18 protein-coding genes are annotated in these 24728 nt (G+C 67.7%); 9 read left to right on the forward strand and 9 right to left on the reverse strand.

Annotated features, from left to right (window positions below; translation table 11 throughout):
• Positions 1-145 precede the first annotated feature (145 nt).
• The 3 genes from DB31_RS38785 to DB31_RS38795 are packed head-to-tail and all read right to left on the reverse strand — an operon-like array spanning position 146 to position 2937.
• Positions 146-1807 carry a DUF6178 family protein gene (locus DB31_RS38785; RefSeq protein ID WP_044197780.1) on the reverse strand — a complete coding sequence of 554 codons (1662 nt, stop codon included), beginning with the start codon at positions 1805-1807 and terminating at the stop codon, positions 146-148.
• 16 nt (positions 1808-1823) lie between these two features.
• Complete coding sequence (gene yihA / locus DB31_RS38790) at positions 1824-2444, reverse strand: ribosome biogenesis GTP-binding protein YihA/YsxC (protein WP_044197783.1); 621 nt, start codon at positions 2442-2444, stop codon at positions 1824-1826.
• 4 nt (positions 2445-2448) lie between these two features.
• Entirely contained in the window at positions 2449-2937 is a 489-nt protein-coding gene (locus tag DB31_RS38795) for a multiheme c-type cytochrome (RefSeq protein WP_044197784.1), read from the reverse strand.
• Positions 2938-3083: 146 nt separating this feature from the next.
• Here DB31_RS38795 and DB31_RS38800 point away from each other — a divergent pair, with 146 nt between their 5' ends.
• The 5 genes from DB31_RS38800 (at position 3084) to DB31_RS38820 (ending at position 12992) form a co-directional block, all read left to right on the forward strand.
• Positions 3084-3551 carry a hypothetical protein gene (locus tag DB31_RS38800; RefSeq protein ID WP_044197786.1) on the forward strand — a complete coding sequence of 156 codons (468 nt, stop codon included), beginning with the start codon at positions 3084-3086 and terminating at the stop codon, positions 3549-3551.
• Between the two features lie 7 nt (positions 3552-3558).
• Positions 3559-4155, forward strand: coding sequence for a dephospho-CoA kinase (gene coaE / locus DB31_RS38805; protein WP_044197788.1), 597 nt, complete (start codon positions 3559-3561; stop codon positions 4153-4155).
• A 23-nt stretch (positions 4156-4178) separates the two neighbouring features.
• Entirely contained in the window at positions 4179-5360 is a 1182-nt protein-coding gene (locus DB31_RS38810) for an SDR family oxidoreductase (protein WP_052420610.1), read from the forward strand.
• Positions 5357-6310, forward strand: coding sequence for a hypothetical protein (locus tag DB31_RS38815; protein WP_044197790.1), 954 nt, complete (start codon positions 5357-5359; stop codon positions 6308-6310). Before DB31_RS38810 ends, DB31_RS38815 begins: the two co-directional genes overlap by 4 nt.
• A 448-nt stretch (positions 6311-6758) precedes the next feature.
• Positions 6759-12992: a myxosortase-dependent M36 family metallopeptidase gene (locus DB31_RS38820; protein WP_044197793.1), complete on the forward strand. Its 6234-nt coding sequence runs from the start codon at positions 6759-6761 to the stop codon at positions 12990-12992.
• A gap of 67 nt (positions 12993-13059) precedes the next feature.
• Here DB31_RS38820 and DB31_RS38825 read toward each other — a convergent pair whose 3' ends face one another.
• From DB31_RS38825 to DB31_RS38845, 5 genes are all read right to left on the reverse strand, one after another.
• On the reverse strand, positions 13060-13989 hold the full coding sequence (locus tag DB31_RS38825; protein WP_044197794.1) for a J domain-containing protein: 930 nt from the start codon (positions 13987-13989) through the stop codon (positions 13060-13062).
• A 9-nt stretch (positions 13990-13998) separates the two neighbouring features.
• Positions 13999-15255, reverse strand: coding sequence for an acetylornithine transaminase (locus DB31_RS38830; protein ID WP_044198013.1), 1257 nt, complete (start codon positions 15253-15255; stop codon positions 13999-14001).
• 29 nt (positions 15256-15284) lie between these two features.
• Positions 15285-16676 carry an ATP-dependent protease ATPase subunit HslU gene (hslU, locus tag DB31_RS38835; protein WP_044197797.1) on the reverse strand — a complete coding sequence of 464 codons (1392 nt, stop codon included), beginning with the start codon at positions 16674-16676 and terminating at the stop codon, positions 15285-15287.
• A gap of 11 nt (positions 16677-16687) precedes the next feature.
• Positions 16688-17215: an ATP-dependent protease subunit HslV gene (gene hslV / locus DB31_RS38840; RefSeq protein ID WP_044197799.1), complete on the reverse strand. Its 528-nt coding sequence runs from the start codon at positions 17213-17215 to the stop codon at positions 16688-16690.
• A 71-nt stretch (positions 17216-17286) separates the two neighbouring features.
• The gene (locus tag DB31_RS38845) at positions 17287-18291 is read right to left on the reverse strand and encodes a phosphodiester glycosidase family protein (protein WP_044197800.1); all 1005 of its coding nucleotides are present in this window, start codon (positions 18289-18291) and stop codon (positions 17287-17289) included.
• A 107-nt stretch (positions 18292-18398) separates the two neighbouring features.
• On the opposite strand from DB31_RS38845, the gene DB31_RS38850 reads away from it, so the two are divergent.
• The 3 genes from DB31_RS38850 (at position 18399) to DB31_RS38860 (ending at position 21186) form a co-directional block, all read left to right on the forward strand.
• Positions 18399-18743 (forward strand): PilZ domain-containing protein, encoded by a 345-nt coding sequence (locus DB31_RS38850; RefSeq protein ID WP_044197802.1) that lies wholly within the window; start codon positions 18399-18401, stop codon positions 18741-18743.
• Between the two features lie 47 nt (positions 18744-18790).
• The gene (locus DB31_RS45655) at positions 18791-19147 is read left to right on the forward strand and encodes a PilZ domain-containing protein (protein ID WP_052420591.1); all 357 of its coding nucleotides are present in this window, start codon (positions 18791-18793) and stop codon (positions 19145-19147) included.
• 212 nt (positions 19148-19359) lie between these two features.
• The gene (locus DB31_RS38860; protein ID WP_044197804.1) at positions 19360-21186 is read left to right on the forward strand and encodes a tryptophan dimethylallyltransferase family protein; all 1827 of its coding nucleotides are present in this window, start codon (positions 19360-19362) and stop codon (positions 21184-21186) included.
• A gap of 27 nt (positions 21187-21213) precedes the next feature.
• Here DB31_RS38860 and DB31_RS38865 read toward each other — a convergent pair whose 3' ends face one another.
• Positions 21214-22782, reverse strand: coding sequence for a serine/threonine protein kinase (locus tag DB31_RS38865; protein WP_044197806.1), 1569 nt, complete (start codon positions 22780-22782; stop codon positions 21214-21216).
• A gap of 272 nt (positions 22783-23054) precedes the next feature.
• On the opposite strand from DB31_RS38865, the gene DB31_RS38870 reads away from it, so the two are divergent.
• Positions 23055-24569 (forward strand): serine hydrolase domain-containing protein, encoded by a 1515-nt coding sequence (locus tag DB31_RS38870; RefSeq protein WP_052420592.1) that lies wholly within the window; start codon positions 23055-23057, stop codon positions 24567-24569.
• Positions 24570-24728 lie beyond the last annotated feature (159 nt).

A 24728-nucleotide genomic window follows, 5' to 3' on the forward strand; every position in this document is an offset into this window, starting at 1 on the left:
CCTCCTGGCGCTTCACCGTTGAGACAAATGCGTGCGCTCAGGGCCTAGCAGGTGACATGCCATTCCGTTCGCCAGCCAAACCCCTGTGGATCCAATACCTTGCAGTGGACCCCAAGCCTGGGGGGGAGGAGCGAGCCTGAAAGAATTACGGCGTCGGATTGCCCTCCATCGGAAGGATCACGGAAAGAGTGGGATTCACCCGGCCCTCCTGAAGGTAGGGCAAGGCCAGTTCCCCCAGCAGCCGCTCCAGGGTGAGTTCCACCAGCCGGCGCAGCTCCGGCTGGGCCTCGGCGGCCACCGCAGGCTCCAGCCCCGCCCGGGCCCGCTCGGAGGCGCTGGAGCGAAGCCGGGGCGCATGGACCGTGCCCTCGAAGAGCCTCTCGCACACCTCCACGGTGCGGCCCAGCGGCACGGGCCGAGGATCCGCCCGGCCCTCCAGCACGGCCATGGCGACCGCAGCGGTGAAAAGGCGCTCCGGGCCCAGCACGCCCAGGGCCACACCGAACCGGGCCAGCACCTCGCGCGCCGACGCCTCCGCGCCTCCGAGCAGCCCGCGGAACATCGTCACCTGCTGCTCGGCGCGGGCCAGGAGCGCCTCGCTCGCGGCGATCTCCCTCAAGGAGCGGAACGGCACGGGCTCAGCGCCCTGGACACGCAGCGCTCGGCGGGGACGCTTGAGGCGCAGGGCCTCGATCGCCGCAGCCTCTTCGGGCATCAGCAGCGCCGTGTCGTCCAGCCTGGCCAGCGGCGCCTTCATCAGCCGGTCCGCGCGGAACTTCAGCGCCAGGGTCAGCGAGAAGCCCACCTGGAAGACGCGCTGCAGGGGCGTGTCCCGAACCAGCTCGGACGCCCGCGCCGGCTCACCTCCCGTGAGGTGCTCGAGCCCCAGCGAGAGGTAGTCGCGAACCATCTCCCCCACCCTGCGCACGGCCTCCAGGTCTCCCGGGTCCGCCAGCTCGGCCACCAGGGCGGCGTTGGAGACCCCACGCAGCTCGTCCTCGAGGTTCTCGCGCTCCACCTCGGTCAGGTCTCTCAGGGCAGCGTCCAGGTAGTCCACGCGCCCCTGGGTGGGCGCGAGCGCCGTCTGCGCGCTCCGAGCCAGCGTGGGCCCGAGCTCCACGCGGCTGAAGAGGCGCATCGCGTCTTCCAGGCTCGGGAAGCCCAGGTCCAGCAGCCGCGCCGCCCGGAAGCGATGACCCGCCTCCTCCAGCTCGCTGGCAACCTCCCAGCGCGTGGCCTCCATCAGCCGGACGGACTCGAAGGGGTTCTCCGCGATCAGATCCCGGAGGATGGCCTGCATTGCGGCCTGCTCCACCCCCTCCACCTTCAGTTCGATGAGGTAGCGGCCCTCGGGCGTCTCCATCGTCACGCCCTCCGGGTTGACGTCCGGGTTCTCCTCCAGGTCGTGCACCACGGTGAACTCGCGCAGCATGTACTCGAGCAGCTCGAGGTCCATGCCGTGCAACTTGCGGAGGAACTCCTCGGGCTCGTCCCCTCGCGCGGCGCGCAGCCAGGTGAGCAGCACGTGGGGATCAATCCGGTCGCGCTTCCAGCCCGCCAGATCCACGAAGGCCTGGAACTGCTGGGGCGAGGCCAACTGGACGAGCTCGGTGGCGTCCGCCAGCCCGACTTCTTGGATCGTCGTGTACAGCTCCCCCGGGGGCATCGAGCGCACCAGCGCCCGGGCATCCGAGGCCTCCACCAGGGCCTCCATCCGCTTGCGAGGAGGAAGCTGGGACAACTGCTGGCGCAGCTGCTGGCGAGCCAGCTGCGCATCCTTGCCATTTCCCTTGCCGTTCTCGGACACGGCGTGTCCCTACCTTTCAAACTCGGGTTGCCTTACCAAATACCCCGAGCAGCGACTCCCACACTTCCTCGACCCCGAGCTTCTCCGTGGAAGAGAACGGCAGCACGGCCTCCAGCGGGAGCTTCAGCTCCTGCGCGAGCGCCTGGATCCGAGGCTTGCGGCGCGCCTTGGGAATGCGGTCGATCTTCGTGGCCACCACCAGGACTCGCCGCCCCTTGTCCTGCAAGTAGTCGAGCGTGAGGTGATCCTCGGGCGTGGGGCCGATTTCGGCGTCGACGATGCTCACCACGGCCTCCAGGTGGTGCCGCTTCTCCAGGTAGGTGGTGATCATCGTCTCCCACTGGGCGCGCTCGGCCTTGCTGGCCTTGGCGAAGCCGTAGCCCGGCAGATCCGCCAGCCGCACCACGTGGCGCACGCCCTTGCGCTCCAGCTCCACGTCGAAGAAGTTGAGCGTGCGCGTGCGCCCCGGCGTGTTGGAGACGCGCACCAGCTTCTTGCGCCCCGTCAGGGCGTTGATCATGGAGGACTTGCCCACGTTGGAGCGGCCCACGAAGGCCACCTCGGCGGCATGGCCAGTCGGGTAGCCCTTGGGCTCCACGGCAGTGATGACGAAGCGGGCGTCGATGAGCTTGATCACGAGGCTACTTCTTCGCCGGCGGGGGCGAGGTGGTCTCCGCGCGGGCGGACTTCTTGGCGCGCTCGGCGGACCAATGGTCGATGGCCTTGAGCGACTCCACGAAGTTGAACGGCCGCAGGGAGGGCGAGGAGGCATCGTGGCAGGTGCGGCACTGCTTCTCGGAGGGGTCCACCAGGCCTACCAGCCGGGCCAGCTCCGGGTCCTTCATCACGTAAGCGGGAGCGTAGTTCTGGCCGCCGCCGTGGCACGTCTCGCAGGAGACGTTGGCCACGCCCTGGGACTGGTCCGGGGCGTGGCAGGACAAACACCGCGCGTCCTTCTTCTGGGTGTCGGACAGGGAATCCAGGGCGCGGGCATGCTTGGACTGCTGCCAGGCGGTGTAGGCTGCGGGGTGGCAGCCCTTGCAGCTCTCCGGACCCACGAAGTCGGCCGCCCCCGCCACAGCGGACACGGCGAGAATCACGGGCAGGAGCCAGAAGCCGGATGTGCGCATCGAGGGCGGAACTAGCAGAGCCCCCCTGGCGGGGCAAGGCATCTTGAATGCAAGCGGCCAGACAGCGTTCTATATGAGGAACCTTGAGCCCTGCCCCGGGGATCCGTTAGTCAGGCCGTCCGCTCGACCAGGTTAGGAGAACCTTGATGCGTACCCTCGCTGTCGTTGCCCTGCTCCTCGCCACCCTCCCTGCTGCCGCCAAGCCGTGGCAAGGCATCGAGCCCGGTGTCTCCAAGCGGGAGGACGTGATTCAGAAGTTCAATGAGCCCTCCCGCGTCGTCACCAACAACGACAAGGAGACCATTGCCTACTTCGGCAAGGAGGCCATCAAGGGCACCACCCAGGCCCAGTTCAAGGTGGACACCGCCACCAAGATCGTCGAGCGCATCGACGTGTTCCCCGGTCCCATCATCGAAAAGGAGACCATCGAGAACAGCTACGGCCCGGCCTGCCCTAGCGGCCCCGCGCCCGCCAACCCCTGCTACCTGAAGAAGATGACCGAGGAGTTCCGCACCTACTTCCTCTACCCCAAGCTGGGCCTGGCCATCTTCTTCAACGAGGACGGCAAGACGGTGCACTCGTTCATCTTCACCACGCTGAAAGCCGCCAAGTAGGCCCGCCGTGGCCCTGTATGGCCTGACCGGAGGCATCGCCTCCGGCAAGAGCACCGTGAGCCGGATGTTCCGGGAGCTGGGGGCTCACGTGCTGGACGCGGACGTCATCGCCCGCGAAGTCGTGGAGCCTGGCACCCCCGGCCTGGCCGCCGTGGCCGCCCGCTTCCCCGGCGTACTGGGCCCGGATGGCCGCCTGGATCGAGCGAAGCTCGGCACGCGCGTCTTCGGGGACGCCACCGAGCGCGCTGCCCTCAACGCCATCGTCCACCCCCTGGTCCGCGAGGCGTTCCTGCACAAGGTACAGGCCCTGGCCGAGCAGGGCGTGGAGCGCATCCTTTATGACGTGCCCCTGCTCATCGAGACGGGGCTGCACACGAACATGGACGGCGTGGTGCTGGTCTGGGTGCCGCGCGACGTACAGAAGGCCCGGCTGATGAGCCGGGACGGACTGGACGAGGCGGCGGCGGAGGCTCGCCTGGCTGCCCAGCTGCCCCTGGATGACAAGCGGCGGTACGCCACCTGGATCGTGGACAACTCGGGAGATCTGGCTTCCACGAGGGCCCAGGTAGAGCAGGTGTGGCAGGCCATGCTCGCGCGCGGCTGAGTGCCGGGTATGCTGCGCCGCCCATGAGCGAGAAGCGGAAGAAGGCGGAGCGCACCGGACCTGGAACGTACTTCGTCACCGGCTACCCCGGGTTCATCGGGAAGCGGCTGGTGGAGCACATCGCGCGCGAGGATCCCCAGGGCCACATCTACGCCCTGGTGCAGCCCAAGATGCTCAAGGACGCGCAGAAGCATGCGGCCAAGCTCGAGGGCGCGAAGCTGGAGCTGCTCACCGGCGACGCGGTGGACATGCACCTGGGCCTGTCCGGCGAGGAGTACCAGCGCCTGTGCGAGAAGGTGACGGACATCTTCCACCTGGCCGCCATCTCCACCCTGAGCGCGCCCAAGGAGACGGCGTGGCGGGTGAACGTGGACGGCACGCGCAACATGCTGGAGCTGGCGCGCGACTGCCAGCACCTGCGACGCTTCAACTACTTCTCCACCTGCTACGTCTCCGGCGACAGGCTGGGCGTCATCGCCGAGGACGAGCTCGACCGGGGCCAGAGCTTCCGCAACCCCTACGAGGAGTCCAAGTTCCAAGCGGAGAAGCTCGTCCAGCGCGCCGCCGCCAGCCTGCCCGTCACCGTCTTCCGGCCGTGCTCGGTGGTGGGCGACTCGCGCACGGGAGAGATCGATCGCTTCGAGGGCCCCTACTACCTGGGCATCCTGCTGGTGACGTCGCCCATGGTGGTGCCGCTGCCCCTGCCCGGTAACGGCGTGGCGCCCCTTAACGTGGTGCCCGTGGACTACGTGGTGTCCGCCGTGTGGCACATCTCGCGGGATCCGCGAGGCGTGGGCCGCACCTTCCACCTCGTGGACCCCAACCCCATGAGCGCCCGCCGCGTCTACGAGCTCATTGCCGAGAAGTCCAACCGGAAGCTGCCGCGCTTCACCCTGCCCTCGCGCGCCGCGGACGTCATGCTGCGCCTGCCCGTGCTGGAGAAGCTGGCCCGGCCCCAGCGCGCCGCCATCAGCTACGTCAACCACCTGGCCATCTACAACTGCCACAACACCCTGGAGCTGCTGGACGGCACCGGCATCCGCTGCCCGCCCCTGGCCTCATACCTGGATCAGCTCGTCGCCTACGTGCGCGAGCAGTACCGCAAGCGCCGCGAGAACCTCGAGGTGGAGGATCCGCTCGACCATGCACCCAGCTCCGGCAGTGAAGATAGCTCGCCCGCTCCCCGTCCCTCCCGCCAGCCATGAACCGCGCCCTCCCCCTCCTCGTCCTCCTCGTCGCGGCGCTCCAGGGTGCCGGCTGCGTCGTCAACAGCACCGACGAGTCCCCGTGCGATCCCAACCCCTGCAGCCAAGCCAACCGCGGCGTCTGCGTCGAAGAGGCGGGCGAGGCCCGCTGCCTGTGTGACACGGGCTTCATCTCCCGCCCCAATGGCGTCTGCGAGGCCGCGAGCGCTAGCAACTGCCCCGAGCACTTCGGAGACGCCGCCGAGCCGGATGACTGCCAGGTCCGCGCCCGCCCGATTGCCAGCAAGAATGTCTCGCTCTCGCAGTCCATCGAGCCCGCGGGTGACTATGACTTCTTCCAGTTCAGCGCCTCGGCCCGGGAGCTCTACTCCATCAGCGTGCGAGTCGACGGCGGCGCGCTGATGCCCCGGGTGGATGTGTTTGACCAGGGCGGCGTGTGGCTCGACGCCGGCGAGACCGCGGGCCGCACCGACTTCTTCTTCCGGGCCAACACCGCGTCTATCTACTACGCCCGCGTGAGCCACTCGCCCGTGGATCCCTCCGTGGGCACCGGCGGCTACACCCTCTCCTTCACGTCCCTGGGCGAGGAGGACCACGGCAACGCCCCGGACGTGGCCACCGCCATCACCGCGGATCCGCTCAGCACCTCCAGCCCTCGCAGCACGTTCGGCAGCTTCGAGTACTCCCGCGACGAGGACTGGTTCCGCTTCGAGGGCACCGCGGGCCGCACCTACCGCCTCCTCTTCGATCCCGGCTCGTCCTCCGCCCCGCGCATGGTCCCCGCTGCCACGGTCTTCGCGGGCTCCAACCTCCGCCAGCCGCTCGCCGCGTCCCAGGGCACCGAGCTCGTCTTCACCCTGCCCGTCTCCGGCAGCATCTTCGTCATCCTCACGCCGCCCGCGAGCGCCACCGGCCCGGGAACCTATGCTTTCAACTTCCTCGTGAACTGACTCGGCACGCCCTCTCCATGTGAACCCGCACGAGGGGTGAAGCTCTCTTGTCTCGAATTACGAACTAAGCCCTGAACACCTCATTTCAGGACTTGACGGGCTCCCTTAAAAGTTGTTGGGGGCCCTTTTCATCTTTTCCGTCTCCTGGTTAGCATGCGCCCCCATGCGAACTCTGGGCAGTCAACACTGACAGCCTGAAGTTCATGTCGGGGAGCACAGCGCTTGGTGGAAACCGTTGACAGCTGGGCTCAGAGGCCCCTGCCGCGCAGCGCCGCTGCTTTCATCGCTCCCCCCTCACGCCATCTCGCCCTGACCGCTTCGCAACTCCCGCGGAGCTGTCCCCGCTCCGCCTCATAACCCTGAGAGCCCTCGCCGCCGCGGCGAGTGCCCTCATTTCGCGCCGTAGATGTTCGCAGTAACCCCCAGAGCAGTCCCAGAAGGAAGACGCATGCGCTTGAAGGAAAAGCTGTTGACCAGTCTGTTGCTGGTGCCCCTCACGGGGACCAGCGCCTGGGCCAAGGACCGCGTCAACTATGACGCGTTCCTCGCAAGCCCGGAGGCCAAAGGCCTGCCCGCCACCGAGCAGCAGCTCCAGGCTCGCGGAGCCCGCGTAGAGCTGATGGAGGAGCGGCTCGGCCTGCCGACGGTCCTGTGGAATGAGCAGCTCGGCGCGCAGAGCGCCAGCACCCTGGCCACGCTTCGCCCGGATCAGGCCGCGCGTGCGCACCTGCAGAAGTTCGCGGACCTGTACCGGCTGACGACGGAGGACATCTCTGGCGCCACCCTCAACTCCGTGCACCAGACGGAGTTCGGCCCCCTCATCGCCCGCTTTGGCCAGAAGGTCGGCGGCATCGAGGTGTTCCGCAGCGGCGTCAACGTGGTGATGGACCGCAAGAACAACCTGGTCGCCATCACCGGCTACCTCACCCCGCATGAGGCGGTGGCCGCGCGCCTGCGCAGCGTGGGCACGGACTTCCCGCTGAGCGCCGCGGACGCCAGCGCGCGCGCCTTCAAGGATCTGACGGGCACCGCCATCAGCGGCCGCTCGCTGGTGGCCACTGGCACCCAGGCGGACTTCACGCACCTGGCCTTCGAGCCGGGCGTCAGCACCGTGCTGCCGCACGCGATGGGCACCCCCATCCGCGTCAAGAAGGTCTACTACACCCTGCCGGACGGCCTGCAGCCCGCGTACTACCTGGAGCTCAGCGTCGGCACCAAGAGCACCAAGGACTCGGAGTACTACTCCTACGTCGTGTCCGCCACGGACGGCACGGTGCTGTTCCGCAACAACCTGACCGCAGACGCCGCGTTCACCTACCGCGTGTGGGCGGACCCCTCGACGTACATCCCGTACGACGGCCCCATGGGCAACGATCCCACCCCGCACCCCACGGGCACTCCGGACCGCTACCAGGCGCCGTACATCCCGGCCAACGTGCTCACCCTGCAGAACGTCCCGTTCAGCCGCAATGACGCGTGGCTGCCCAACGGGGCCACGCAGACCACGGGCAACAACGCGGACGCCTACGTGGACCTGGGCGCGCCGGACGGCTACCAGCCCGAGACGGACCTGCGTCCGGGCACCACCGCGCCGGGTGTGTTCGACTACACGTATGACGTGACGAAGTCGCCGGCCTTCAGCATCAACCAGCGCAAGGCGGCCACCGTCCACCTGTTCTACCTGAACAACTTCCTGCACGACTGGTTCTACGACTCCGGCTTCGATGAGGCCGCGGGTAACGCGCAGGCCCAGAACTTCGGGCGCGGCGGTCTCGAGAACGACAGCATCAAGGCCGAGGCCCAGGACTACGGCGGCCGCAACAACGCCAACATGTCCACCCCGTCCGACGGTGCGCGGCCCCGCATGCAGATGTACATCTTCGACGGCGTGCCGGCCCTGCAGGTGCTGGGTCCGGCCAGCCAGGCGGGCTACCAGGACGCGGGCAGCGCCTCGTTCGGCCCGACGATCTTCGACCAGACGGGCGATGTGAAGATCCTCGATCCGGCAGGCACGACGCTCGGCTGCACTGCGTTCCCCGCCGGAACGTTCACCGGCAAGGTGGCGGTGATCGATCGTGGCACCTGTGACTTCAACGTGAAGGCGCAGAACGCGCAGACCGCGGGCGCCGTGGCGGTGCTCATCGCCAACAACGCCGCCAACCAGGCGGCCCCCGGCCTGGGTGGCACGAACCCCCTCGTCACCGTCCCGACGATGTCCATCACCCTGGAGACGGCCAACGCCTGGAAGAACGAGGTCCGCACCAACGGCTCCACCATCTCGGTGAGGATGACGAAGACGGCGGATCTGGACCGCGACGGCACCATCGACAACGCCATCGTGGCGCACGAGTGGGGCCACTACATCAGCAACCGCCTCGTGGGTAACTCCAACGGCCTCATCAACAACGCGGGCCGCTCCCTGGGCGAGGGCTGGGGCGACTTCCACGCCATGCTCATGGTGGTGCAGGAGGCGGACCGCAACCGTGCGGGCAACAGCCAGTTCCAGGGCGTGTACGCCATGGCCGGCTACACCTCGAGCGGTGGCGCCAACAACGGCAACTACTTCGGTATCCGCCGCGTCCCGTACTCGACGGACCTGAACAAGAACGGGCTGACCTACAAGCACTTCGCCAACGGCAACGCGCTGCCCACCAACCACCCCATCCAGGGTGTCGTCACGGGCGCGGGTAACTCCGAGGTCCACAACGCCGGCGAGGTGTGGGCGACGATGCTGTGGGAGTGCTACGCGTCGCTGCTCAACGCCTACCCGTTCCAGGAGGCGCAGAGCCGCATGAAGCAGTACCTGGTGGCCGCCTACAAGGCGACCCCCATCGCCCCGACGCTGCTGGAGGCGCGCGACGCGGTGCTGGCCGTGGCGGCGGCCTCGGATCCCGCGGACTACGCCCGGTTCGCCGCGGCCTTCGCCAAGCGCGGCGCGGGCTTCGGCGCCAAGTCCGGCGACCGCAACTCGGTGGACCACGTGGGTGTGGTGGAGAGCTTCTCCGCGGGTAGCAACCTCGAGGTCACCAGCATCCGCCTGGATGACTCCGCCACCGCCTGCGACGCGGACGGCGTGCTGGACGTGGGTGAGGTCGGCCTGCTGACCGTGACGGTGCGCAACAGCGGCGACACGGTGCTGAGCTCCTTCAGCGGCACGGTGACCGCCAGCGGCGCCACCGCGACGATCCAGTTCCCCAGCGGCAACACGCTGATCTTCCCGTCGCTGCCGCGCAACGGCACCGCCACTCGCACGATTCAGGTCCGCCTGAACTCCGTCACGGGCACCGCGCCCCGCGCCGGCCTGAGCATCGCCTTCAACGAGCCCTCGCTGCCCGCCGCCTCGAGGACGGCCAGCTACAACGCCCGCGTCCACTACGACGAGGTGCTGAACAACTCCGTCTCGGACACCTTCGAGAGCTCGCTGTCCGCCTGGACGTACACCAACTACGGCCGCCTGCCGGGCTTCGGCATCGCGACGGAAGTGGTCTCTGGCACGCCCAACCGCTACCTCCACGTGGCGGATCACGGCGTCCTGTCGGACACGCTCGTCACCTCGCCGTGGTTCACCGTGAACGCGACGGGCAACTTCATCCTCACGTACAGGTACCGCATGTCCCTGGAGGGAACTCCGGGTGGCTCGGGCCTGGCGGCTCCGTTCTATGACGGCGTGGTGCTCGAGTGGACCGACGACGGTATCAACTGGTACGACAGCTTCAACGATCTCGGCCGGAACCCGGGCTACGCCGCGTACCTGGCGATTGGTGACAACCCGCTGTCGGATCGCCCGGCTTTCGTGGGCACCAACGCGGCCTTCCCGGGCTGGACGAGTGGCGGCGTCAACATGGGCACCATCCTCGCCGGGGGGAGCTTCCGCTTCCGCTTCCGCATCGGCACCGACAGCGAGGCCGGCGCGTACGGCTTCGACCTGGACGATGTGGCGCTCACCAACGTGAGCAGCACGCCGTTCGGCGCTCTGGTCACCGAGACCAGCGACGGGAACACGTGCAACCGCCGCCCGGTGGCCGACGCGGGCCTGAACCGCACGGTGACCGAGCGTGATGCCTCGGGCAACCTCGCGACCATCTCCCTGAACGGCACCGGCAGCTTCGATCCGGACGGACAGGCGCTCACCTACGCGTGGACGCAGGTGTCGGGCCCGGCCGTGACGATCAACAACCCGACCTCCGCCACGCCCTCCTTCACCGCGGACGTGGAGTTGGACACCCTGTTCACGTTCCAGCTCGTCGTCAGCGACGGCACGGACTCGAGCCTCCCGAAGCAGGTGCAGATCGGCGTCGTCAACAGCAACCGCGCGCCGGTGGCCCTGATCACCGGCCCGGCCACGGTGGCCGAGCGCAGCCAGGACACCATCACGCTGGATGGCAGCACCTCGTCGGATGTGGATGGCGAGCCTCTCACCTACCAGTGGAGCCAGACGGGCGGTGAGCCCCTGAACATCGCCGACCTGACCAGCCCCACGCTGTCCTTCCGCACCCCCGAAGTGACCGCGGACACCGCGTACCAGTTCTCGCTCGTGGTGAACGATGGCTACGTGAACAGCACCGCGGCCACCTTCACCGTGACGGTGACCAACGTGGATCGCGCGCCCAGCGCGAACGCGGGCGCGGACCAGACGGTGGATGGCCGCACGGCCGTCACCCTGTCCGGCAGCGGCGCGGATGAGGACGGGGACGACCTCAGCTACGCCTGGACCCAGAACGCCAGCGACGCGGTTCAGGTCACCCTGGCCGGCGCGGACACCACCACCGCCACCTTCACCTCTCCGGATGTGAAGACGGCGACGACGCTGCACTTCACCCTCACCGTGAGCGCCAACGGGCAGTCCGCCACCGACGAGGTGGCGATCACTGTCCGCCCGGACAAGGCCCCCGCCGTCAACGCCGGCGTGGACCAGCTCGCCAACGGCCGCTCGTCGGTGACGCTGTACGGCAGCGCCTCGGATCCGGAGGATGACGCGATCACCTACCAGTGGACCCAGGCTGGTGCGGATCTGGCCCAGGTCGTCCTCACCGGCGCGAACACCGCCACGGCCACCTTCACCTCTCCGGACGTGAAGATCGAGACGGTGCTGCACTTCACCCTCACCGTCACCGCCAACGGCCTGAGCGCCTCGGATGACGTGACGGTGACGGTGCGCGCGGACGGGGCTCCGGTGGCCAACGCCGGCGCGGACCGGACCGTGAACTCCGCGGACAGCGTCACGCTCCAGGGCTTCGGCAGCGACCCGGAGAACGACTCGGTCGCCTACGCGTGGACCCAGGAGAGCGGCCCCTCCGTCACCCTCACGGGTGCGAACACCGCTACTCCTTCCTTCACCGCTCCGAACACGAGCAGCGGTACCAGCCTGGTGTTCAAGCTCACCATCACCGCCAATGGCCTGAGCGCCACGGACACCGTCACCGTCACCGTCAGCGCGAACCGCGCTCCCACGGCCAATGCCGGTGCGGACCGGACCGTGAACGCCGGTAACAGCGTCACGCTCCAGGGCTTCGGCAGCGACCCGGAGAACGACGCGCTCACCTACGCGTGGACTCAGGAGAGCGGCTCCTCCGTCACCCTCACGGGCGCGGACACGGCCACTCCGTCCTTCACCGCTCCGAACACGAGCACGAGCGCCACCCTGGTGTTCAAGCTCACCGTCACCGCCAACGGCCAGAGCGCCACGGACACCGTCTCCATCACCGTCAACGCTCGCGAGGATGGCGCCCCGGTGGCCAACGCCGGCGCGGACCGCTCCGTGGTGTCCCGCGATACGGTCACGCTCCAGGGCTTCGGCAGCGATCCGGAGAACGACGCGCTCACCTACGCGTGGACCCAGGAGAGCGGCCCCTCCGTCACCCTCGAGGGTGCGGGCACGGCCACGCCGTCCTTCACCGCTCCGAACACCAAGGAGGAGATCGTGCTGGTCTTCAAGCTCACGATCACCGCCAACGGCCAGAGCGCCACGGACACCGTCTCCATCACCGTGAAGAAGTTCAACCGCCGCCCGGAGGCCAAGGCCTCGACCGCCGCCGAGACGAACGAGGGCACGGCGGTCACTCTGGATGCGAGCGAGAGCACGGATCCGGATGAGGACGCGCTGACCTACACCTGGGTGCAGACCGGTGGTCCGGCCGTGCAGTTGGAGGGGAGCAACACCTCCAAGCCCACGTTCACCGCTCCGCAGGTCTCCTCGGACACGACGCTGTCGTTCAATCTGGTGGTCACTGACGCGGACGGCGCCAAGTCGGACGTGGTCTCGGTCTCCATCAAGGTGGTCAACGTCAACAAGGCTCCCGTGGCCGACGCCCGCAAGCTCGCCGGCGGCGAGGGCAAGCAGTCCGTGACGCTGGACGCGTCGCTCTCCAGCGATGCGGACGGCGACAAGCTGACCTACAAGTGGGAGCAGACGGCGGGTGAGACGGTGTCGCTCTCCTCCGACAAGGAGCCGAGCGTCACCTTCACGGCGCCAGACGTGAAGAGCAACACCACCCTCACCTTCAAGGTCACGGTCACCGACTCGCACGGTGCCTCGTCCACGAAGGAAGTGCAGGTGGAGATCACCCCGGCGAAGTCCGAGGGTGGCTGCGCCAGCACCGGTAACAGCTCCGGTGGCGCCATGCTGCTCGCGGCCCTGGCGGGTCTGTTCCTGTCCCGCCGCCGCTTCACGCTCCGCGCCTAGTCCGGGCGGAACCGTGTAGCTGACTGAGGGGCGGCCTCCGGGCCGCCCCTCTTCTTTTGAGGGATGCTCAGAAGGGCCAGCGGGACTTGCGCAGCAGCGCGGTGGCCTCGACGTTCTTCGGATCCAGCTTCAGCACGGCCTCGAGGTGACGCTTGGCCATGTTCCCGGCCTTGCCCTCCAAGAAGACGTGGACCAACAGGAGCCGGTAAGCCACCGTGTCCGGCGCCATGTCCACGGCGCGCTGGGCGTGGATACGAACCTCGTTCCAGTCCATCCCCAGCGCCTTGGCCAGCTTGGCGGCGCGGAAGGCCGCCTCCGCGTTGTGCGGATCCAGCGAGGAGGCCTTCCTGAAGCTCTCCATGGCCTTGGGCAGGTCCTGCTGCTTCTCCAGGTCGAGCCCACGCTGCATCTCCTGCTTGGCGCGCTGCTCGTCGTGCTTCTTGCGGACGTCCGCCAGCAGGGCAGAGGCCTCGCGGTTCTTCGGGTCCAGGCTCACCACCTGGTTGAGGGCCGCGTAAGCCTGCTCGAAGTCCCCCTTGGCGATGGAGGCCTTGCTGCGTGCCATGAGCTCGGTGAGGCGGTGGGTGCGGGCCAGGTAGGGGTGGCGCGAGAGCCGCTCCTGGCGCTCGGAGCGGCGCTCCTCATCTCCGGGCAGCGGCTCGTCCGGTACGGCCGAGACGGGTGCGGGCGCGGTCCGGAGCTTCGGGTGGGTGCGGAGGTAGGCCTCGCGCTTCTCCGGATTGGAGAGGACGGTGTGCGCCTCGAGGACACGCCGGAAGATGCGCTCGATGCGCGCCCGGAAGCTGCCCAGGTTCATGCCCGCGTAGCGGTCCGGGTGGTAGCGCAGCGCGAAGTCCACGAACGCCTGCTTCACGTCTTCAATGGGCGCGCCAGGGTCGAGCCCCAACAGGGCAAAGTAGTCCTTACCCTCCTGGGCCTTCTCTAGATCGATGATCTCCTGCTGGCGCGCGGGATCGAGATCCACCAACTCAGGCATGGACAGGCCTCAGGCGGGGGTGAGGACGCGCTCGAGGATGCGGAGCCCCTCGTCCAACTCCTCGCGGGTGACGATGTACGCAGGCGCGAAGCGGACGGTCTTCTCCCCGGCCGAGTTCACCAGCAGACCCTGCTCCCGGCAGCGCGCGATGACCGGAGCGGCGTCCTGGTTCAGCTCAATGCCCATGAGCAGGCCCCGGCCGCGCACGTCCTTGATGATCGTCGGCAGGCGGGCCTGGAGCTCGCGGCCCCGGGAGATGAAGTACTCACCCTTCTCCTGCACCTCCCGGAGCATCTGCGGATCGCGGATGTAGCGCAGCACCACATTGGCAGCGGTGGCGGACACCAGGTTGCCACCGAAGGTGGAGCCGTGCGTACCGGAGGTGAGGCTCTTGGACGTCTCCTCGGAGCAGAGCATGGCGCCAATGGGCAGGCCGTTGCCGAGCGCCTTGGCCAGGCTGATCGCGTCCGGGAGGATGCCGTCGTGCTGAAAGGCGAAGGGCTTGCCGGTGCGGCCGATGCCCGTCTGCACCTCGTCCACGAGCAGCAGCATGCCGCGCTCGTCACACAGCTCACGCAGGGCCTTGAGGAAGCCCGGAGGCGCCACGCGCACCCCACCCTCGCCCTGGATGGGCTCCACGAGGATGGCGGCGGTGCTGGGACCCACCGCCTTGCGTACGGCCTCCAGGTCCCCGTAGGGCACGTGGACGAAGCCGGCCGGCAGCGGCTCGAAGCCCTTCTGGTACTTCGGCTGCCCCGTGGCGGTGACGGTGGCCAGGGTGCGGCCGTGGAACGAGTTCTCGAAGGTGATGATCTCGAAGCGCTCGGGGCTGCCGCGATCCTTCATCACCTTGCGGGACAGCTTGATGAGGGCCTCGTTGGCCTCGGCGCCCGAGTTACAGAAGAAGGCGCGCGGCAGGCCGCTGAGCGCGGTGAGCTGCGCGGCCAGATCGATGGAGGGCTCCGAGTAGTACACGTTGGACACGTGCCAGAGGGTGTCCAGCTGGGCCTTGGCGGCGGCGACCACCTCGGGGTGACAGTGGCCCAGGGCGCACGTGGCGATACCTCCGAGCAGGTCCAGGTACTCCTTGCCATCCGCGTCCCACAGACGCGTGCCCTTGCCGCGCACCAGGGTGATGGGCTGCTGCTTGTAGTTCTGCAGCAGGTGGGCCTTGGCCTTCTCCATCCAGAGGTCGTTCTGGCTGCGAGGCGATGCGGGGGTCGGCTCCGGCTGGGTGGAGCCCGTGGAAGCGGTAGGCGTAGGCACGGCGGGTTCCTCTCTGAAGAGCGGCAAGGCTACAGGATATACCGGGAGAGATCCTCGTCCTGGATGATGGAGCCCAGACGCTCGCGCACATAGGCGGCATCGATGGACAGGCGCTTGGGGCCCATCTCACTGGCTGAGAAAGACACCTCGTCCAGCAAGCGCTCCAGGACGGTGTGGAGCCGCCGCGCGCCAATGTTCTGCGTGCGCTCGTTGGCCACCTGGGCAATCCGGGCGATCTCCGCCACCGAGTCCTCGGTGAAGTCCAGCTCCACGCCCTCGGTGGACATCAGCGCGGTGTACTGGCGGATGAGCGAGTTCTTCGGCTCGCGGAGGATGCGGACCAGATCCTGCCCGCTCAGCGGCTCCAGCTCCACGCGGATGGGGAAGCGGCCCTGGAGCTCGGGGATGAGATCGCTCGGCTTGGAGACGTGGAAGGCGCCCGCGGCGATGAAGAGCATGTGGTCCGTCTTCACCTGGCCGTACTTGGTGTTGACGGTGGAGCCCTCGACGATGGGGAGGATGTCGCGCTGAACGCCCTCGCGGGAGACGTCCGGGCCTTGGCCCTTGCCGCCCTCGCGGCTGGCGATCTTGTCGATCTCGTCGATGAAGATGATGCCGCTGGACTCGGCGCGGACCAGCGCGTCGCGCGTCACCCGGTCGTTGTCCACCAGCTTGCCCGCCTCCTCCTGCTGGAGCAGCAGGAGCGCCTCGGGCACGCGCACCTTGCGGCGCTTGGTGCGGTTCATCCCCGGCATGTTCTTGAAGAGATCCTGCAGGTTGACGCCCACCTCCTCCATGCCGTGCCCGGTGAAGTTGCGCAGGAACATGGGGTTGCTGTCGGACGTCTCGAGCTCCACGTACTGGTCATCGAGCGTGCCGGTGCGCAGCTGGGCGCGGAGCTTCTCGCGCTCGGATTCCCCCAGGCGCGAGGGCGGCGGGGGCGCGGGAGGCTGGAAGCCGAACGGCGGCGAGGAAGACGGCTTGGGCGCATTGCCGTGGAGCAGCTCCACGAGCCGGTCCTCGGCCAGCTCCAAGGCGCGGGGCTTCACCTTCTCCGTCTCCTCCTCGCGCACCAGGGCGATGGCGGCCTCCACCAAATCGCGAATCATGGACTCGACGTCGCGGCCCACGTACCCCACTTCGGTGAACTTGGAGGCCTCCACCTTGACGAAGGGAGCCTGGGCCAGCTTCGCCAGCCGCCGGGCGATCTCCGTCTTCCCCACGCCAGTGGGCCCGATCATGATGATGTTCTTCGGGTGGATCTCCTCGCGCAGCTCCTCGGAGACGCGCTGACGGCGCCAGCGGTTGCGCAGGGCGATGGCCACGGCGCGCTTGGCGGCGTTCTGCCCAACGATGTAGCGGTCCAGCTCGCTCACCACCTCGCGGGGCGTGAAGGCGAGCATCTTGCGGGATTCGGCCACGGTGGGAACTCCTAGAGCTCTTCGAAGGTGACGTGCGAGTTGGTGTAGACGCAGATGTCCGCGGCGATCGCCATGGCGTGAGTGGCGACCTCCCGGGCGGACAGGTTCGTGTGACTCATGAGGGCGCGAGCGGCGGACAGGGCATAGTGGCCTCCGCTGCCCACGGCGGCGATGCCGTGGTCCGGCTCGATGACGTCTCCGGCGCCGGAGAGGATGAACGTCTTCTCCCGGTCAGCGACGACGAGCAGGGCCTCCAGGCGGCGCAGGAAGCGGTCGGTGCGCCAGTCCTTCCCGAGCTCGACACAGGCTCGGGCGAGGTTCTTCTGGTGCTCCTTGAGCTTGGCCTCGAAGCGCTCGAAGAGGGTGAAGGCATCGGCGGTGCTGCCGGCGAACCCGGCGAGCACCTGCCCCTCGCCGATGCGGCGGACCTTCTTCGCGGTGTTCTTCATGATCGTCTTGTCGAGGCTGACCTGGCCGTCACCCGCGATGACGACCTTCCCCTCGCGACGCACACAGAGAATGGTGGTGCCGTGGAACATGGTCCGAGGGGTTTAACAAGCCGGAGAGCGGGTTTCCAAGGAAGACCGCCCGGCTGTCCGCCCCCTCACCTTCACTCTTTCCGAGGTTCTACTCTCGGTAAGCGCCGCGCATAGACGCCCAGGTGGGTGGCCACCACGCGCTCCCAGCCGGCGATGCGGAAGTGGGTCGGCGTGTTGACGAGCTGGACGCGCCCGTCCGCCTCCTGCCGCACGAGGGTGGCCGAGCCGCCGCCGTCGAGCTGGATGCCGGTGTGAGCCCCCTGCTCCAACAGAAGGTCCGCGGCCTCCTCCAGCGTGAGGCCCTCGCTGTATCCGGGCTGCTTGCCCTCCACCGTGAGCAGCAACAGGTAGCGGCCTGTGGCATCTGCGCCCGCGAGCATGCGCGCGTACGGAATCCGGGTGAAGCCATCGTCCGCGAAGTGCTCCTGGACCGTCGCGCCGTCCCGTACGACGTAGCCCAGCCCCGAGATGGCGTGCCACACCTCGCCCAGCGGGTGCACGAAGCTGACGCGGTTCTCCCGGGACAGGTACAGGGTGACCATGCGCTTCTCCGGGCTGCCATAGACGCGCCCCTGAGAGGCCGCCATGCCAACGATGTGCACCGGCTGCCCCACGTGGGGCTCGTAGTTCAGGGGGTGGGTGTTGTGAAACGGATAGAAGTAGTTCGCGTTGATCGCGAGCTGCACGCCGTGCCGCGCCGCGAAGCCGGTCGTCTTGTCCGCGAATACCTCCCCCTCCGCGGAGGGCTGAGGGGGTGTCACTACGAACTCGACGCCAGGGGCCTGCAGATCCACCCAGACGAGGTGCGCCACCACGGGCCGAGGCTGTTGGAACACCCTCCGCTCGTAGCGCACGCCCTCGAACCACTCCTCGCGGACCGGCGGAGGCTGGCTCCGGTGGGTGAACCAGAACCCGTAGCCCCCCACGAGCCCCCCTGCGAGCCCCGGCAGCACGAGCGCAAGCCCTCCCAGGATCCGGATCCCCATGCGCACCCGCCACCGAATCAGCACACCCACGCCCACGGCCAGCACGAGCGCGGAGAGGACCCACAGGGGAGCACCCAGCAGAGGCTTCATGAGGTCTCATCCTATGAGAGAGCGCGGCACCCGAGCGGCATGACGCTCACGCGTGATCGCGTTACACTGAGTCCACGGCGCCGTGAGCACGGGGCCGGACAGGAGGGATGACGGTGTCTCAACAGGACCGGCGCAAACACCCACGCTACCTCCTGCATCTGCCCGTCAAGCTCCACCGCGGAGAGCAGGAGCTGAACGCCCAGGTGATCAACGCCTCGGCGGGAGGCTGTCTGCTCCAGATGGCGGAGGCGCTCGCCCCAGGCGAGGTGCTCGAGGCCAGCCTCCCCCAGCTGAAGCTGCCGAGGACGCGGCTGATCGTGGTGCGGTGCTCGTCCACCCCCACCGGCTACATGGTGGCCATGTACTTCGAGGCGACGCTGGCCGACGACGCCGCCATCCGTCATCTCTCGGGTGATCAGCTGGCCTTCGACAAGCCTCCGGTGGTGCACTAGATTCGGATCAGCGGATCCCCCACCGCGCAGCCTAGGAGAGAGCACACGTGTCCCAGCACGAGCGGCGCCGGCACCAACGCTACCCGTTGCGGCTGGCCATCAAGGTTCATTGCCGTGGCGAGCAGATGGACGCAGACATCATCAACGCCTCGGCCAGCGGATGCCTGCTGCAGATGTCCATACCGCTCGATCCGGGCGAGGCGCTCGACGTGAGCATCCCCCAGCTGAACATGCCCAAGGCCCGGCTGATCGTCGTGCGCTCCGAGTCCACCACCCTGGGCTACACCGTGGCCACGCGCTTCGATGTGGGCCTGGCCGATGAGCCCACCCTCAGCCGGCTCGCCTCGGAGACGCCGGGAAAGCCGCCCGAGGGCTCCGGCTCCGCGCCTCCCGTGACGCACTGATCCGCGCCGCACCGCGTCTTTCCCGAGCGAACCGAGGCCCGGTTTTCTCAATTCTTGTGCTTTGACCCTAATAGAAAAGTGCGCTATTCAAAGAACCGATCGATGGCTCGTTGCGGGTTGAAACGTCCGCAGGGACGCCCTGGAACGGTGGGGGGGAGCGATCCGAGAGCACCCACACACGATTCGGGCCCGGAAAGTCCGGAGGGAGCGCGATGAAGAAGGTCATGAAGCACTTGGGGGAGCAGCAGCAGGGCTTCGCCGTTTCTCCGTTCGTGACCTTCCTGCTCGATCCGTCGTTCGCGCCGCAGGATCGGCTCCGGTTCCTGCCGTGCCTGGCGCCGCTGGTGATGGGCTCCGCCGAGCTGGCCAACAGCCTCACCGGTGAGGACAGCCCTGAGCAGAACGGCCAGACTCCCGAGAGCCCGCACTGGGCGCCGTTCTTGAAGGATCTGCAGCTGCTGGATCTGCACTCCGTCGAGGACTTCAACGCGATGCTGCAGTTGCTGTGGGGCGAGAACTGCGGCCCGGTGCGCGAAGTGCTCTACGACTTCATCTCGCTGGCGCGCTCGACCACCCCGCTGCGGCGGCAGATCATGCTGGCGGCGCTGCAGTCGGTGGGCCAGGTGAGCTTGATCGCGATGGAGCAGGTGGCGCGCGAGCTGGAGGCCAGCACCCGCAAGCACCTGGGCACCATGGACTCGCTGCGCACCCAGGTTCAGCTGGGCGAGTGGAGCGCCACCGTCTTCGAGCTGACGCTGACGGACGAGGAGGAAGAGCAGGCCATCCGCGACATCAACCAGGTGTTCTCGCTGATGGATGAGCTGACCGACTACCTGCTGGAGCACGTGCAGGAGTGGTTCGCCGGCCAGGAGAAGCCCTCGCGGCAGGCCATCATGGCCGAGCAGATCGCCAAGATGAACTTCCGGGACTTCGGCAACACGCGCATCGCCTCGCTGTGCAAGTCGGCCGGCTTCACCTCGGTGGATACGCAGAAGGTGCAGCAGTTCTTCACCTTCATGACGGACTCGTGGAACTCGCGCCTGGTGGGCGAGGCGTCGCCCTGGAAGTCCGACATCTCGGATGACCACACCCCCTTCGAGCTCTCCATCGCGCTGGAGGGCAGCCGCCCCGAGATCCGCTTCCTCATCGAGGCGCAGAACCACCCCACCACCCTGCAGACCAGCTGGGATGACGGGCTGGCGCTCAACGAGCGGCTCAACAAGGAGTTCGGCCTCTCGCTGGAGCACTTCAACCGGGTGAAGGACCTGTTCGAGCCGCACAATCCCCAGGCGCGCTTCTCCCTGTGGCATGCCTTCTGCCTCAAGCCGGACCGAGGCGCGGAGGTCAAGGTCTACCTCAACCCGCAGGCGCGCGGCCCCGAGCACGCCAACGCGATTGTGGAGGAGGCGCTGTCTCGGCTGGGCTTCGCCCATGCGTGGCGCTTCCTGTCCCAGGTGGTGATGAAGCGCGGAGCCCAAGACCAGGTGCTCTACTTCTCCCTGGACATGGGCGGGCAGGCGGTCTCCCGCGTGAAGATTTACGTGGCGCACCGGGATGCGGCCCCCGAGGACATCGAGGCGGCCATGTCCCAGGCCCGGGAGTACTCGGCCGGTGAGGCGCGGGCCTTCTGCGAGGCCATCCAGGGTGACGACAACAAGTTCTCTGCGCCGCGCTCGACACTGACGTGCTGGGCGTTCACCTCGGACGACGACGACAAGCCCTACAGCGCCACGCTGCACTGCCCCATCCGCTGCTATGCGGACAACGACCGGGATGCGCTGCGGCGCGTCCGCGCGGTGCTCGACCCCAAGAGCCACGCGGTGCTGGACCGGTGCGTGTGGGCGCTGGCCAACCGGCCGCTGGAGGCCGGCGTGGGGTTGATTCAGTGGGCCTCCATGCGTCGCGAAGGCGGCCGGGTGCGCACCACCTTCTACCTGGCCACCGAGGCCTACGGCACGGTGGCGCCTCGAAAGTCGACCTCACACCGCGTCCACGTGCCGGACCTGATGAACGCCGAGGTCTTCCAGCTCAGCGCCTGAGGCGCTCGGCGGAGCACTCCCTGCAGACTATGGGTCTTCTGAAGTAGGCCCGCGTTGACCGCTGATGAAGATGGGCATGTAGCAGAGCCCTTCCCATTCATAAGTCCCTTCGGAGCAAGGAGGTCTCACGCGAGCGGGGGCCTCGTACCAACACCCGCCAAGAATCTCGATTTGCCCTGACTTGCACGGGGCACGACGCTGCCCAGCCAAAGGAGTTTTGGGCACGTCGGCAGAAAATCCTCCGGGCCCATACGGCGGTATCTCTTCCTTGGGGGCCACGGAGGCAAAGCCGTCACCCAATCCTGAGGGTCCCCCATCCACTCCTTCAGGTTGCTGGCCCGGTTGAATCTGTGTCAGGGCTGCGAGTTCCTGCTGTCGAGTCGCCCCCGGGTGCCAATCCAGCGCTATGAACAACAGCAGGGCCAGCGCTGTCACTGCGCCGAAGAGTCTCTGAACTGGGAAACGGCCCCCCGGCTTCTCCGTGGGCGCTAGCGCCCTCCTTTGATCCTGCTCCTGCTGCCGCTCCCGCTCTGCCTTGGCACCCGCATCGCGCTCCTTCGCGCGCCGCACCACCTCCACGTCCCGCATCCGCAGGCGATGCCCCAGACGCTGGCCGACTGGGCCCTCCCCTGATCTTCGTTCAGCGGCAGGCTGCGCCTCCCACGCAAACAGCGGCTCGTCCGCTTTCGGCCCGGCCTCTCGCGCCGCCCGCTCCGCAGCCTCGGCGGCCTTGCGCGGGTCCCCATTGAAGCGCTTGGAGGGGCTCACTGCCAACAGCTGCAAGATGAGCGCGTCCAACGCATCGCACACCTGTGGATTGAGCGCGCTCGGAGGACGCGGCCCCTTCCCGTCCCACCGCCAGACCTCGGCTCCCTCCTCCTCCGGCTGCGTCGGAGGCGGATACTCATCCGTCACCAGCCGGTAGGCCGTCACTCCCAGCGCGAACAGGTCATCACTGGCGCGGGCCTCGTAGTGTGCCCGAAGCTGGAAGACGTTGAACCGATGGTAGGCCCACGCCTCTGGGCTCCGGTACGCCTCCGTGCCCGGTGGCAGGATCTCCCGCGTCAGCACCTCGGCCCCCTCCACGGCCCCCGAGCCGAAGTCCATGAGGAACGGCCGCCCATCCGCCAGCCGCACCAGCACGTTGTCTCCCTTCACGTCCCGGTGCACCCCACCCGCCTCCTGCATCGCCGCCAGCGCCCCCGCCAGCTGAGCCATCAACTCCAGCGCCTGACGAGAGGTGATGTTGCGCTGGCTGGACCAGTCGTACAGCGCCACGCCCTCCACCCACTCCATCACCACGTACGGAAATACCCCCAGCGCACACTCCCACTCGCCATGGCCGCACAGGCGCGGCACGTTCGGGTGCTGTATTCGCGAGAGCAATTCCACCTCTCGCTCGAACCGCCGGTCCCGAGCGTGCAGCGCCATCTTCAAGGCGAACGGAAGGGCCTGCACGTCCCCCTCGCGCACCACGCGGTACACAGTGCCGTAGGTGCCCTGTCCCCTCCACGCCACCACCCGCCACGGTCCTATCCGAGTGCCCACCCTCAACGAAGCCGGGTTCTGATCCCACGCTCGCAGCCTCGTCCCCATGTGTCCTCCTGGCGATCGGAGCCACCCACTCCGCTCCTCGCCACCACCCTACCTCATGGGTTACACGGAAACCATCCTCCGTGTCAGGTATGATTCCCGCCGCACTGGGTGCAGAGCTGCCTGGGAGTGTTCACGGTTCCGGTGACCTGGAGATTGATGCCAAAAAAGGCCTGTGGAGGTGATTTTCCGCATGATTTCCTCGCTCACCGGCTCTCGATCGGGGACGGCTCCATGACGGGCCCGGGAAACGGCATTTCGAACAGGAGCGACCGATGGGACTTCAGCAGCAGTTCATGCCGCGCTTTGGGAAGTGGGTGCTCGCCGCCATCGCCGTGCTCGTGGCGGTCCCGGCGCACGCGGCGCACGCTGCTCAGGCGCAGCCACAAGCCACGCTGCCGGGCACGCCCGCGGGCCGGCAGGCCGCAGCGCTGCTCCAGGTGTTCAACGAGGGCAATGGGCCCAAGATGCGCGCCTTCATCCAGGACCACTACGCGAAGGCGGCCCTGGCCCAGCACCCCGCCCAACACCACCTCGGCACTTTCGGGGAGCTCTGGGATAACACGAACGGGCTGACCCTCCAGAAGGTGGAATCGTCGAGCGAGCGCACGATCGTCCTGATGGCGCAGGACAAGCTGGCCGGCGAATCCGTGCGGCTGCAAGTCGACGTCGAGGCGAAGAAGCCGCATGGCATTCTGGGAGTGAAGGTCCTGCCACTCGGGCCGCCCTCGAGTAACAGCGGCCCGCCGCTGACCGACGAGGAGGTGTCCCAGGCGGTCCAGGCCTACGTCGAGAAGCTGGCCGCGGCCGACGCTTTCTCAGGGACGGTGCTGATCGCGCGCGGGGACAAGCCCATCTATCGGGGCGCGTTCGGCCTGGCGAGCCGTGCCTTTCAGGTGCCCAATCGGCTGGACACGAAGTTCAACCTCGGCTCGATGAACAAGATGTTCACCGCGGTCGCGATCGCGCAGCTCGTCGAGGCCGGGAAGCTCTCGTTCGAGGACACGGTGGGGAAGATCCTGCCGGATTACCCGAACAAGGCCGTCGCCGAGAAGGTGACCGTCCATCAACTCCTCACTCACACCTCGGGCCTCGGCAGCTTCTTCAATGACAAGTACTTCGAGGCGGACAAGAGCCGCTTCCGCGAGATCAAGGACTTCCTCCCGCTGTTCGTGGACGAGCCGCCCGCATTCGAGCCAGGGACGCGCTGGAGCTACAGCAACTCCGGCTTCCTCCTGCTCGGGGCGATCATCGAGAAGGCCTCCGGGCAGAACTACTTCGATTATGTGCGCGAGCACATCTACAAGCCCGCCGGCATGACGAACTCGGACTCATACGAGATCGATCGCGATCCGCCGAACCTCGCCGTCGGCTACACGTCGCAGGGCCCGGGCAATCAGCAGAGCCCCCGGAGAGACTGGAACAACCTCTTCCTTCACGTGGTCAAGGGTGGGCCGGCGGGCGGCGGGTTCTCGACCGTCGAGGACCTGTGGCGGTTCTCCCTGGCGCTCCAGGGGCACAAGCTGCTCGCCGCCAAGTACACGGAGCTCGTGACCACGGGCAAGGTGCAGCCCCATCCCGAGAGCAAGGAGGAGAAGTACGCCTACGGCTTCTTCGATGAGCAGGTCCCGGGAGCCCACATCATTGGCCACGGCGGCGGATTCCCAGGCATCAACAGCCAGCTCGATATCTATCTGGGCAAGGGCTACACCGTCGCGGTGATGTCCAACTACGATCCCCCGACGGCGGGACGCGTCGCCCGGAGGATCCGCACGCTGCTCCTTCGGTGACATCCAGCAAGAGCGGGCCCAGAAAACCTGCCGCCTGCCTCCACACGAAGAGGGGGGGCGGGCTACAGGCTCAACAATGACCAGCCCCCTGTGACTGTCCTGGCCTCCACAGGTGGATATCTTTTTGAAGTAGCGTGCTCGACGTGATCCAGGAATGCG

Origin of the sequence: Hyalangium minutum (assembly GCF_000737315.1) — a bacterium.
Classification (GTDB): Bacteria; Myxococcota; Myxococcia; order Myxococcales; family Myxococcaceae; genus Hyalangium; species Hyalangium minutum.